Source organism: Calditrichota bacterium (genome assembly GCA_013151735.1).
In the GTDB taxonomy this organism is placed as follows: Bacteria; Zhuqueibacterota; JdFR-76; order JdFR-76; family BMS3Abin05; genus BMS3Abin05.
The window spans coordinates 1-13,104 of the sequence record JAADHR010000102.1 but is presented as its reverse complement, the minus strand read 5'-3'; the positions used below and the strand labels follow the sequence as shown (position 1 = coordinate 13,104).

The following is a 13,104-nucleotide window of genomic DNA, read 5'->3' as shown; positions in this document are numbered from 1 at the left end:
GTAAAAGGCATGCAGCACAAAAACATCGCCATGGAAGTACTGAAAAAGCTATTGAATGATGAAATCAAATCGCGGATGAAAACCAATCTGGTGCAAAGCAAAACCCTGATGGAAATGCTGGAAAATTCGATCCGAAAATATCACAACAAAATCATCACCGCCGCCGAGTTTATTGAAGAATTAATCAGTTTAGGCAAAGATATTCAACAGATGGACAAAGAGCCTCAGGAAATGGGCCTGTCCACGTTTGAATATGCGTTTTACACCGCCATTGCCAACAATAAAAGCGCCCGCGAACTGATGCAAAAAGAAAAACTGCGTGAATTGGCGGTTGTGCTTTACGAAAGAGTCAAAAAGAACGCTACCATTGACTGGACAATCAAAGAGAGCGTTAGAGCAAAGCTTAAAGTCATTGTAAAAAGAACCTTGCGCCAATACGGCTATCCGCCTGATATGCAGAAGCTGGCAACGGAAACCGTTTTAAAACAGGCGGAACTCATTGCTAGTGAATTAACCAAGGAAGAAAAAGTATAGGTTTTTTGGAATAAAAATAATTGGCACAATCAGGGGCACGCCCTAACGAATAGGGTTAAATTGTGAGAGCGGAGCAACCCACAATCTGAACCGTTAGGGTGCATTCAGATAAGCGAAAAAATAATCATTCAACACATCGATTTATTCAGAATTGGGACAGAATTTCTATGAGCCAGGAGAAAGAAACACAAACGATTTCCGAACAGGAAGTTCAAAATATTCAGAAAATTTGGGGAGAAGGAATAGTCCGTATAGGAAAAGTATTTTTGGAGAATGGCGATTATAAAGCGGAAGCGGAAAAATTCATTGACGAGCTCTATGGATACAGTTTGGGTTCGGTATTATTCAAGCCCACGTTTGCATCGGAAAAGCAATTCAGGACGACAAAGGAGGGCGCTCTTTCGTATTTTGTCGGAGAGAACGAAAATTTTCCGGAAGATCACGGTTTTGCAATCAAACCATGGCGTCATGTAAGGTGGGAGAATATTGGAATAAAAACAGAAGGCAACATAGCAATTGCCATGGGAAATTATTATTTTACTCCGGTAAAATCCGAAAATGAAATCAAAGTTGAATATACATTTGCGTACAAAAAAGACCATGATGGCAAGCTGCGAATAATTTTGCACGGCTCTTATTTGCCCTATTCTCAAAAATAATCAGGGGAGTCCGATCGTCATTCGGAAAATGGCCAGACACCGCAGTAAAAATAGGGTGCACGTCGCAAAAAAGTTGTAAAAGTGAAGAATAAGGTGAAAATGAAGTCACCTTGTAACTTGAAAGAAATTCTATCGATATGATTGTGCAGGATGGCCGGCGGTTTTATTAACTTTTTGGTAATGAAAGAAATTAAGGATCGGGTTTTTTGTTTTGACTTTTATACAACGTGGTCCTAAAAAATATTTTATTCCACTAAAAACAGAGGGCGTTTTCAAGGAGTATCAACTATTACAAAGCTAAAATCAACACTGACAGGTGGATTGGTCGTGCTATCCCTATTTATCCTTGGCTGCCACAAAAAACATCAGCACGTCTCTTCCACGGACTACACAAAGTTTGTCGACCCGCTGATTGGCACGGGTTCCGACGGCCATACCTTCCCCGGCGCCGTGCTCCCCTGGGGCATGGTGCAGCTCAGCCCGGACACCCGCATCCACGAAAAAGACGATTGTGCGGGCTATCATTATTCCGACCAAAGCATTCTGGGCTTCAGTCATACGCACTATAGCGGCACCGGCGAAGGCGCAGGTGGCGACATCCTGTTCATGCCGACCGTGGGCGACATACAGCTTGACGCCGGTGACCCGGATGATACAAAATCGGGTTACCGTTCGGCTTTTTCCCACGACCGCGAAGTCGCTTCCCCCGGCTATTACAAGGTTTTTCTTGAGGATGATCGAATCACCGCGGAGCTGACGGTATCGCGCCGGATCGGTTTGCATCGCTACACCTTTCCTAAAACGAATCAGGCCAATATCATTTTGGACCTGACGCACGGCATCCGGGACAAATCCGATTCCCTGTATCTGGAGATCGTGAACGATCGGAAAATTATCGGATTTCGGTCGTCCGTGGGTGGTTTGCGGATGTACCAGAAATTGTATTTCGCTGCCGAGTTTTCCAGGCCGTTTCAGCGCTTTGGCGTTAGCGTGGACGGCGTTTTCAGCCGTGAACGAAAAGCCGGCGGGAGGGATCTAAAAGCCTGGTTTCGCTTCACAACCAAGGCGAATGACGCCGTGCTGGTCAAAGTTGCCATTTCCAAGGTAAGTGCGGCCGGGGCGCTGAAAAATCTGGGCGAACTGCCCGGGTGGGATTTTGACGCCGTTCGTGACGCGGCAAAAGCGGCCTGGAATCGAGAACTGCAAAAAATACAGGTTGACGGCGGCACAGAGGTGCAAAAGCGCATGTTTTACACAGCGCTGTATCATGCGTGCATTCATCCCAGCCTGGACATGGATTTGGACGGCCGCTATCGCAGCACCAATAACCGGATTTACACGGCTAAGGGCTTTGAGGATTATACGAATTTTTCCCTGTGGGACACCTTTCGCGGACTGCATCCGCTGTATACCATCATTAACCGGGAAAAGACCCGGGATTTCATCCGTACGTTTGTTGAACGATACGCACACTCCGGCAGTCTGCCGATGATGGAATTTTCCGGCAACGAAGTGCCGAGCATGATCGGCTATCACTCCCTTTCAGTCATTGCCGACGCCTGGGTAAAGGGCATCCGCGATTTTGATGTGCAAACGGCTCTGGAAGGCATGAAGAGCCTGTCCAACCTTCCCTGGGAAAAGATCAAGCTGTACAAAACCTTTGGCTACGTTCCCTGCGACTATGTTGTGCAATCCGTTTCCCGGACGCTGGAATACAGTTACGAGGATTGGAGTCTGGCGCAGGTAGTAAAGGATTTTGATCGCGCGGACTATCAATATTACAGCAATCGCGGCAATTTCTACCGAAATTTGTTTTGCGCGGAAAAGGGCTTCATGGTTCCCAGGGACAGTCAGCGTCGCTGGCTGCGGAATTTTGATCCGCGCGACTTTTCAAAACATTACACCCAGGGGAACGCCTGGCAATATACGCTGTTTGTGCCGCAGGATATTCAGGGATTGATCCGGTTAATGGGCGGCGACAAAACGTTCGAGGATTACCTGGACGCCTACTTCACCACCGACAGCCCCGGCCGTGTCGGCTGGATCGGGCAGTACCGGCACGGAAACGAGCCGAGTCACCACGTCGCCTACCTCTACAATTTTGCCGGTGCCCCCTGGAAAACGCAGCGGCGCGTGCGTGAAATCCTCGACACGCAATATGCCGACCGCCCGGATGGGCTTGCCGGTAACGACGACGCCGGGCAACTGTCGGCCTGGTATGTGCTCAGCGCCATGGGCTTTTATTCGGTCACGCCGGGCATGGACTATTACGTCATCGGCAGTCCGCTTTTTAAGCATGTTACAATTTATTTGGAAAACGGAAAATCCTTTGAGATTATAGCAAAAAATAACGGGCCGAATCGCCCCTGCATCCAATCGGCTGAATTGAACGGGAAGCCCTGGTCCAAATCCTATCTCCGACATGCGGATATCATGGCGGGCGGGACAATCGTGTTTGAGATGGGGCGTCAGCCAAATCGCGAGTGGGGAGCAGGCGAGGCAGATCGCCCGTATTCCGTGGAATTTAACTCGGTTTCCATGCCAAATATGCGGGTTGCCGGTTTTACGATTCAACCGGATGGAACGGTTTCGTTTCAGGATCGCTGCACAGTCACCCTATCGTGCGACGACCCAAACGCGGAAATTTATTACACCACGGACGGCAGCCAACCGGATCGCACCTCCATTCCCTACCGGGATCGCTTTACGCTGACGGAAACGACCAGGCTGCGCGTCAGGGCCTTTCGCCCGGGATTTTACCCGAGCTACGCCACGCCGCTCCGGTTGCGCAAGCTCAAAATGAAGCCTGCCTTGCCCCTCGTTGAAGCGCAGCCCGGGGTGCGATATGCAATTCGCGAATTGTGGCTTTGTAAAAAAACGGCGGATATGGATCAATATTCCGTCGTCAATGCCGGGGTAGCGCCGGATTTCGCCCCGGACCGAATAAAATTGTCGCAAAAATCGGGGGTCGCCTACAGCGGTTACATAAAGATTCCGGCCGATGGCATCTACACGTTCTATTCGCTTTCCGACGACGGCAGCGCAGTGTTCATCGATGGCGAGTTGATCGTGGACAACGACGGGTCGCACCGGGCGCGGGAACGAAGCAGCCGGGTCGGATTAAAGGCGGGATTTCATGCCATCAGGGTGAAGCATTTTCAGATTGGCGGAACACCAAAGTTGGAGATAAAATGGCAGGGGCCGGGAATAGAGGAGCAGAAGATCCCGGCGAGTGTACTGTTTCATAAAGATTAAGAATAAAAAAGACGACCACGAATTACACTCATTTCACGAATTGAATTCTTCTGATTCGTGTTATTTGTGAAATGAGTGGTCAATTTTTGGAGAGATGCCTTGAAAACTCATTTTACAATCATGCATATTCTTGTATTCCTGTTCAGCAGCCTTTTTACTTTAAACGCAAAAGCGCAAGATTACATCCAAATGGTCGATCCGTTTATTGGAACCGGGGGGCACGGGCATACCTACCCCGGGGCGACTGTGCCGTTTGGCATGGTGCAGCTCAGTCCCGATACGCGCGGGGAGAACTGGGACGGCTCGTCGGGCTACCATTATTCCGACCGTACGATCATGGGATTCAGTCACACCCATCTCAGCGGCACGGGCTCGCCGGAGTTTTGTGACATCCTGTTCATGCCGACCATTGGGGAGGTACAGTGGCGCGCCGGGGATGAGCGCGACAGCAAAAGCGGCTACCGTTCTGCGTTTCGCCACGAAAATGAAACAGCCTCACCGGGTTACTATCGTGTTCTGCTTGACGACGACCATATCCTCGCCGAGTTGACGGCGACGACGCGAACCGGCTTTCACCGCTATACGTTTCCCAAATCCAATCGGGCAAACGTGATCATCGACCTGAAGCACCGCGATAAAGTCGTTGAGTCGGGCATCCAAATCATCGGCAATTCCGAGATCGCGGGGTTCCGGCGCTCCACAGGCTGGGCTGCCGATCAATATGTCTATTTTTTCGCCCGTTTTTCAAAACCATTCAAGGCATTCGGAATCGCCGTCAACGATACCCTTGCCGACGGCGTGCGCCGGGCGGAGGGCAGGAATATCAAGGCCTTTGTCCGCTGGAATACGGAGGCGAATGAAAAAATCCTGGTCAAGGTCGGCATTTCGGCGGTTGATATCGATGGCGCCAAAAAAAATCTTGAGGCGGAAAACAAGGGCTGGGATTTTGACGGTGTTCGAAAAAAGGCGGAAAAGGCCTGGAACGATTATCTTGCCAAAATTGATGTCCGGGGCGGCAGTGAAAAAGAACGCCGTATCTTTTACACGGCGCTGTATCACACGGCTCTGGCCCCGACAATTTTCATGGATGTGGACGGCCGCTACCGCGGCGTCGATCATAAGGTGCACCGCGCCAAAGGCTTTACCAATTATACGATTTTTTCCCTCTGGGATGTGTTCCGCGCGCAAATGCCGCTGCTGACCATTTTGGAGCCATTGCGAATGCATGATTTCATTCTGACGTTTCTGGATATGTATCGCCAGGCGGGACGGCTTCCCCGCTGGGAAATTGCCGGCAACCTGTCCGGGGTGATGATCGGCAATCACGCGCTGCCGGTGATTCTGGATGCCTGGAATAAGGGCATCCGGGATTTTGACGTCAACCTGGCTTTCGAGGGCATGAAGCAGGCGATGGAAAATATTGACTACTACAACAACCTGGGCTACATCCCGGCTGATATTGAGGGACGCGGCGGCTCGGTTTCCATGGTTGTCGAATATGCCTACAATGATTGGTGTGTTGCCGAAATGGCAAAGAATCTGGGGCGGCGGGACGACTGGCGGCTCTACCAGCAGCGTGCCCAATTCTATCGCAATGTGTTCGATTCCACCACCGGCTTTATGCGGCCGCGGAATTTCGATCACACCTGGGTAGCGCCCTTTGATCCCGCGGAAAACAGCGGCCATTATGTCGAGGGAAATTCTTTTCAGTACAGTGCCTTTGTGCCCCACGACGTCCGGGGACTGATTGACCTGATCGGCGGCGACCGGAAATTTGTCGCCTGGCTGGACACACTTTTTACCCACCAGTCGCCCTGGGACAAAAATGTTGTCGACGCCAGCGGCCTCATCGGCCAGTATGCGCACGGCAATGAGCCGAGTCACCAGATCGCCTACATGTACACTTACGCCGGTGCGCCGTTCAAAACGCAGCGCATGGTGCGCCGGATTCTCGCTGAATTATACGATGATCAACCGGACGGGCTGAGCGGCAACGAGGATTGCGGTCAAATGTCGGCCTGGTATGTGTTGAGCGCCCTGGGCTTTTACCCGGTCTGTCCGGGCGAATCCGTTTACGCCATTGGCAGTCCGATATTCGACCGCGCGACCATCCATCTTGAGAATGGCAAAACCTTTGTCATTCGCGCCGAAAACGTCTCGCCACAAAATCAATACATCCGGTCGGCGGCATTGAACGGCGAGCCCTGGACCAAACCCTGGTTTCGGCATCAACAAATTCTCGACGGCGGTAAGTTCATCTTTGAAATGGCGGCGGCGCCAAACAAGCAGTGGGGTGCGGCTAAAAGCGAGCGTCCGCCAGCGCACACATTTGTCCCCGCTGTGGCCATCCCCTATTACACCGTCAAGGAAAACTACTTTTTCAAAAAGGCCACCGTGTCGCTCCACTGCGACACCCCCGGCGCACAGATTTATTACACCCTCGACGGCAGCGAGCCGACGCAAAGATCGATGTTGTACCGCGGCCCGTTCGAGCTGCACCAAACGACGGAACTCAAAATGATCGCCACCAGGGACGGTCTGTTACCGAGCGGCGTGACCGTGCGCAAAATCGAAAAACTGAAAAGCGTCGAATGGGTCAATTTTAAGAATTACCAGGGAAACGATTTCGAGCCGGGGCTGCAATTCGAGTACTTTGAGGTGAACGTGCTCTCCGTCAACGAGTTGGATCACTACCGGCCAAAAGCGACGGGAGTCATCTCCAATTTTAGCATTACCGAACGCCCGCACAGCCAGGCCTTTGCCTACATCTATCGCGGCTACATCAAAATCCCGCGGGACGGCGTGTATACCTTTTACGTCGAGTCGAATGACGGCAGCATTCTCTACCTGGACGGCCGCGAGTTCATCAACATCGACGGTCCGCACACTGCCTTTCCCGTTTCCAGAACCATCGGGTTGAAAGCGGGACTGTACCGGATTGAGCAGAAATATTTTCAAATGGGCGGCGGCTTGGCCAACCGCGTCAGTTGGAAAGGGCCGGGTATCGTCAAGCAGGAGATTCCGGCGAGTGCGCTGTTTCATTCGAAGAAAAAAAATTTCGGTCGTGAATCAAAAGAATAAACGAACCCCCCTTTTTTGCCTTATTTTGTGTTTACCCCGAAAACTGAACAAATATATCGAAATAAATCATATTTATCAAAATAAAGCTTTGGCCAAATATAGCCGATCTAAATTATGTGAGCTTTGCTGTGTGCTATGGGGATTCTTTTATGAGCAGGCGCTCCTCGTCCCTGACCAATATTTTTGTAAGATTAGGATTTGTGGTTCCATGGGCTTTCCGTGGTTTTGACTTTTGTGTTTTCCAATATGATTTTTAAGAGGTATTCCCATGATACAAGAATTAACCGTGAGATTCAACAACTTCCTGTTATCCCTTTCAGATGCCATGGACATTGCGAGTCCCCGCATTGCCTCACATCAGATGCGGACGGCATTTATTGCCTGGAAATTGGCTCTGGCGGCGGGGCTTCCGGAAAAGAAGGTGGAGAATATTTACCTGGCGGCTCTGTTGCACGATATTGGGGCTCTGTCGCTGGAGGAAAAGGTTCAGCTTCACGTGGGATTTGAGAAGGTGAGTCCGGAGACCCACTGCATCATTGGCGAGGCATTGTTTAAATTGTCGCCGCTGTTGAAACCCTCAGCAAAAATCGTCCGCTATCACCACCGGTATTGGCAGGACTGGGATGAGCCCATCGATTCGCCGGGAGTTCTGGAATCGCAGATTCTTTGCCTGGCCGATGAGATTGAGCGCTCCATTGTACGGGAGGACTATATTCTTCATCAGGTAGACCGGCTCAATAAAAAGGTGTCGGCTCTGGCAGGTACCCGGATTCATTCGGATGTTGTGGATGTGTTCATGCAGCTCTCAAAATATGAGGATTTTTGGCTGGATTTAACATCGCCCCGTCTTTATTCGTTGTTGCTCCATGTTGGACCATTTCGAAAGGTCGAAATCGAGCGGAAAAATATTTCTTCAATTGCGTCTATTTTTCGTAATATTATCGACTTCAAGTCGCGATTTACGGCAACCCACTCGACCGGCGTGGCACAGTGTGCTGTTATGCTTGCGCAATATTTTGGATTTACTGATGCGGAAGTCGCTGAGATGAAAGTCGCGGGATTTTTTCACGATTTGGGGAAACTTGCCGTGCCCAATGCGATTCTGGAAAAACCGGGACGATTAACGAAGGAAGAATTTGATGTCATGAAGCAGCACACGTATTTCACCTATACCGTTTTGACCACCATTGGTGGTCTCGGTCACATTGCGGAATGGGCGGCTTTTCATCATGAAAAATTGGATGGCTCGGGCTACCCGTTTCATATCGGGGCGGATAGAATTAACCTGGGGGCCCGAATCTTGGCTGTTGCGGATATTTTTACCGCCCTGAATGAGGATCGGCCCTATCGGAGGAGCATGGAAAAAGTGCTCATCAGAGAAATCCTGCAATCACAGGCGGCTCACCACTTTCTGGACAGACGTGTGGTGGGCGTTGTCCTGAATAACTATGAAGAAATATCGTTCAAAGTAAAATTGGAGCAGAAAAAATCGATAAAAATGTTTGAACTAAAATTTCAGAAAGCCAAGAATCAGTAAAAGGCTTTGAACACCTGTTTCCTCTGTTCTGCATGTATCGAGTACGTTTATCTGCCTCAATGTAAACTCGATGCGAACCGTGTCCAAATATGCCTTCTTCAATAGGGCAACGCACAAGCCCCATTCCCCCTTCAGCAACCTTTGTCGCACCAAAAAATACTTGATTTTTCACAAAAAATGACTACATTTTATTACGTTTCACATTTAACATGAATCATCAATGTTAAGGACTGTTTTGGATGTGTCTCGAAACACCTGCGGACGTGAATCGGGATGATTCACTGGGGGCGCAAAAAGCGCCCTTGGCCGAATTTTCGGAATAGTTATGTAACTTTTATAAAATCAGATTGTTAGTATCTTTTTTGTTGGAAAATGTCGCACCGGTTTACTCTGAAATATTTTGGCCCAATGTTTGAGTTACATTTGGAATGAAAAGGAAATCAATCAAAGAGGTCATGAACATGAAGAATATTCTGAATACATTTCTTGTTGGTCTTTTTGGCCTTCTGGTCGCCGGGTCGGTACAGGCGGGTACCACAGGTTTTGATTTCTTACGAACACCTGTTGGGGCACGGGCATCTGCCATGGGCGGGGCCTTTGTGGCCATGCCGGGTGATGTGTATGATGTGTTTTACAACCCATCGGGTCTTTCGCTTGTTCGGAAACCTGTTCGGGCGTTTTCGTACCTTAAACATGTACTCGATTTTCAATCCGGGTCGGTTGCCGCGGTTCAGCCGCTTCAGAAAATCGGAAAAATCGGTGCGGGGATTCAGTACTTCAATTACGGACGTTTTGACCAGACCGATCAAAACGGCAACAAGACGGGAACATTTGGTGCGTCCAATATAGCTGTAAGTGTGGCGTACGCCAATTCTTTGTTCAGCAGCGAAGCCTCGTCGGGCATGCTTTCAAATATTCATTATGGGGTGGCCGTGAAATTTATCTACAGTAAAATTGCCAATTATTCGTCCACAGCCATGGCGGCCGATTTCGGATTTACCTATGAAACCCCCATTCAAGACCTGATTGTAGCCGGTGGGATTTTTAATGTGGGAAAATCATTTTCTCCCTTTATTCAAACAAAAGAAGCCCTGCCGATGAATTACCGGCTGGGATTTTCTAAAATCCTGGCTCATTTGCCGCTTCAACTCTCTGTTGAGGGCTACAAATACCAGGGCGAAGCGTATGGCTTTGCTTTTGGCGGCGAGTTTACGATTACGCAAAACTTTTTTCTGCGGTTTGGATATAATTCGATTGGTAAAGATCAGAAACTGGGCATTAGCAACGACAAATTTGCAGGACTTTCATTTGGAACGGGGTTTGTCTGGAAAACGTATCATCTGGATTACGGTTTTACGTCGTCAGGTGCCATCGGAAGTTTGAACCGGTTGAGCATTGTAAAAAGTTTTTAATCGTTGAACCTGCGGGGAAAAGTCTCTTCCCACGAATTTCGTGAATTGATTTTATTAAAATTAAATCAGTAAAAGCATTCCGTGTTTTATCCCTTTTTTCGATAAGATGTAGGCAAGCCCATCTGAGTCATCGCAAAATAGTTTTTACGTGGAATCATTTAGTCCGCATTTGAAAAGGTCAGAATTAAAAAATACCTGTAATTGGACTTGTACTATTCCAAAGCCTTCCAAATACAATTTGTTGGATGCTTTTCTGTTGCTTTTTTTCACCATCCCTCTTATATTTAACCAGAATACAAAATAGGTTGAATCATTCATTAGCCACAGGGTCACGAAGCTATAATAAACAAAAAGATAAATAAATATTTATTGATCAGAAAACGATGCCAAACGAACTGAGTTTCAAATAGCTAATTATTTTAATGGCTCTACTGGAATTTTTATGGGAAAAGCAATATTCCTGAATAGTGAGGCACGGTCTCTTTTTAACCCACCCCCGGGGGGAGGGTCAGAATGGAATGCTTTCTGTATTTTAAGAAAATAAATCCACAAAAAAGCCAGTAGAACCATTTTAATTGGTATTACCTTCGTGACTTAGGATTTTCGTGGCGAAAATTTATGAATAACGCAAGATAACTGGCAATTATAAAATGTTTAATCAGAATAAAAGAAATCATTGGAATACATGCTAAAATCTAAAACAGAAACACGTGTTTTTGTGGGGATGAGCGGCGGAGTCGACAGCTCCGTGGCGGCCGCGCTTCTTGTGGAACAGGGCTACCAGGTGATTGGTGTGACGATGAAACTCTGGCGGCGCTCTGCACGGGAACTCTTTTTGCCCGAAAATGAAAGAGGGTGTTGTTCCGTAAACGCGGTTCACGACGCCAGATCGGTTTGTGACCATCTCGGCATCCGTCACCTGATTTTTGATTTTCACGCCGATTTTGATCATTGGGTGATTAATAATTTTGCATCGGAATATCTGCAGGGGCGGACACCGAATCCCTGTATTATTTGCAATGCCAAAATAAAATGGGAAAGCTTTCTGGCCAAGGCGAGGGAGATGGGTGGAGATCGAATTGCCACCGGTCATTTTGCCCGGGTCGATTTTGATCCCAAAACCAACCGCTACCGCTTGTTAAAAAGTCCCAACAGCCGGAAGGATCAATCCTATGCGCTGTGGGGATTGAGTCAGGACAGTCTGGCTCACACGATTTTTCCTGTGGGAGAATTGACCAAAAGCGAGGTCCGGGCGCTGGCGGAAAAATTTGGGCTCAAAACCGCACAAAAACAAGAGAGCCAGGAGATTTGTTTTATCCCCGACAACAATTACGGCCGCTTTCTCAAAGATCGATTTCCGGATGTGACAAAACGCTTGGCCCGGGGTACGATCCGCGACGTTCAGGGGAATATTCTTGGCCAACATTCCGGTTATCCGTTTTACACTATTGGTCAGCGAAAAGGATTGGGGATTGCTGTGGGCGAGCCTGTTTATGTATCGGAGATTCGGCCCGAAACCAACGAAATTATTGTGGGGCGCAAAGATGAGCTGTACCGATCGGGGCTTGTTGCTGAAAAATTGAATTGGATTTCAATTGAACGATTGGAATCAAAGCGCAGGGCATTTATTAAGATTCGTTACAAGGATCCCGGTTCTTTTGGATGGATAGAACCTGCCGAAGACGGGACCGTGCGGGTTGTGTTTGATGTGCCCCAACGGGCGGTTACGCCGGGGCAATCGGTTGTTTTTTATGACAATGACGTTGTATTAGGTGGCGGTATTATTCGGGAGAGCATTTTATGATGAGTAAAAAAGTAACGGCTCCGGAAATCATTCGTATGAAAGAGCAGAAGGAAAAAATTGCTGCCCTTACGGCATACGATTATTTGATGGCGAAAATTCTGGATCAGGCGGGAATTGATGTAATTCTCGTGGGCGATTCGGTGGGAATGGTGGTGAGCGGACATTCATCAACACTTCCGGTAACGGTCGACCAAATCATCTACCATACGCAGGCGGTGTCCCGAGGCGTCGAGCGCGCCCTTCTTGTGGCGGACATGCCCTTTCTGTCCTTTCAGGTGAGCGAGGCGAAGGCCATCGAAAACGCAGGGCGCTTGATGAAAGAGGGTAATGCAGAGGCTGTGAAAATTGAAGGAGGCGAACCGGTTGCGGATGTCATTTCAAAGCTTGTGGATTTTGGCATCCCCGTTATGGGACATCTTGGGCTCACGCCCCAATCGTATCATAAATTCGGAGGGTACAAGGTACAGGCCCGCGAGGAAGCCGCTGCTAAAAAACTTTTGAGCGACGCCAAAATTCTTCAGGAAGCCGGTGTTTTTTCACTGGTTCTGGAGAAGGTTCCGGCCCAGCTGGCCCGCGAGGTGAGCGATATCCTTCGCATTCCTACGATTGGCATCGGGGCCGGTTCCGGCTGTGACGGACAAATTCTGGTCAGTCACGATATGTTGGGATTGTTTGAGGAGTTCCACCCAAAATTTGTGAGGCGCTATGCCGAAATGGCCAAAGACATGAAATCGGCCTTTTCACGTTACATCGGGGATGTCAAATCGGGCACGTTCCCTTCCGACGAGGAGAGCTACTTCTAACTCCTGAACAGTTCTATTG

Annotated in this window: 8 protein-coding genes; all 8 read left to right on the top strand. The window is 48.8% G+C overall.

Annotated elements, in window-relative coordinates:
- On the top strand, positions 1-534 hold a 534-nt coding region (locus tag GXO76_07070; GenBank protein NOY77613.1), incomplete at its 5' end, for a DUF3387 domain-containing protein.
- 167 nt (positions 535-701) lie between these two features.
- Entirely contained in the window at positions 702-1,193 is a 492-nt protein-coding gene (locus GXO76_07065; protein NOY77612.1) for a hypothetical protein, read from the top strand.
- Between the two features lie 327 nt (positions 1,194-1,520).
- Positions 1,521-4,448, top strand: coding sequence for a glycoside hydrolase family 92 protein (locus GXO76_07060; protein NOY77611.1), 2,928 nt, complete (start codon positions 1,521-1,523; stop codon positions 4,446-4,448).
- Between the two features lie 75 nt (positions 4,449-4,523).
- Entirely contained in the window at positions 4,524-7,529 is a 3,006-nt protein-coding gene (locus tag GXO76_07055) for a hypothetical protein (protein NOY77610.1), read from the top strand.
- Between the two features lie 268 nt (positions 7,530-7,797).
- The gene (locus GXO76_07050; GenBank protein ID NOY77609.1) at positions 7,798-9,066 is read left to right on the top strand and encodes an HD domain-containing protein; all 1,269 of its coding nucleotides are present in this window, start codon (positions 7,798-7,800) and stop codon (positions 9,064-9,066) included.
- A 428-nt stretch (positions 9,067-9,494) separates the two neighbouring features.
- Positions 9,495-10,478 carry a PorV/PorQ family protein gene (locus GXO76_07045; GenBank protein ID NOY77608.1) on the top strand — a complete coding sequence of 328 codons (984 nt, stop codon included), beginning with the start codon at positions 9,495-9,497 and terminating at the stop codon, positions 10,476-10,478.
- Between the two features lie 685 nt (positions 10,479-11,163).
- Positions 11,164-12,282 carry a tRNA 2-thiouridine(34) synthase MnmA gene (mnmA, locus tag GXO76_07040; GenBank protein NOY77607.1) on the top strand — a complete coding sequence of 373 codons (1,119 nt, stop codon included), beginning with the start codon at positions 11,164-11,166 and terminating at the stop codon, positions 12,280-12,282.
- A complete protein-coding gene (panB, locus tag GXO76_07035) occupies positions 12,282-13,085 on the top strand; it encodes a 3-methyl-2-oxobutanoate hydroxymethyltransferase (protein ID NOY77606.1) in 804 nt (267 codons plus the stop codon). Before mnmA ends, panB begins: the two co-directional genes overlap by 1 nt.
- Positions 13,086-13,104 lie beyond the last annotated feature (19 nt).